Origin of the sequence: Psychrobacter sp. TB20-MNA-CIBAN-0197 (assembly GCF_040309765.1) — a bacterium.
Lineage (GTDB): Bacteria > Pseudomonadota > Gammaproteobacteria > Pseudomonadales > Moraxellaceae > Psychrobacter > Psychrobacter submarinus.
Genome location: NZ_JBEOPC010000283.1, coordinates 1 through 313, shown reverse-complemented (window position 1 = coordinate 313; position 313 = coordinate 1). Strand labels below are relative to the sequence as shown.

General features: G+C 43.8%; 1 protein-coding gene. It reads left to right on the top strand.

The window, feature by feature from the left end; translation table 11 throughout:
• Positions 1-56 precede the first annotated feature (56 nt).
• A partial coding sequence (locus tag AAEY83_RS13675) for a hypothetical protein (RefSeq protein WP_351059628.1) occupies positions 57-313 on the top strand: 257 nt, incomplete at its 3' end.

Here is a 313-nt window from a genome sequence, read left to right as displayed (position 1 = left end):
CGATTTATATAACATTGACGACAGTAGTCCTGTCTCACGTTACAAGGATAAATACAATGAACGAAGATGAAGATCCAATCGCTGCTTTCGGCAGTGCGGAAGAGGGCAATGAACCATTAAAACCCTATATGGATCCAACCCTATTTGACACCATTGATAGGCAGGCGCAGATTGAACTGCTTACCCCAGTTTTTGATGCTATTACGCTTGCGGGCGTTGATTACGATCTAAAAGCACAAGACAGCGCCACTGGCAAACGCTATACGCTGCTCAAAGATGAACAAGTGATCGATATATTTGAGATGGATAGCAG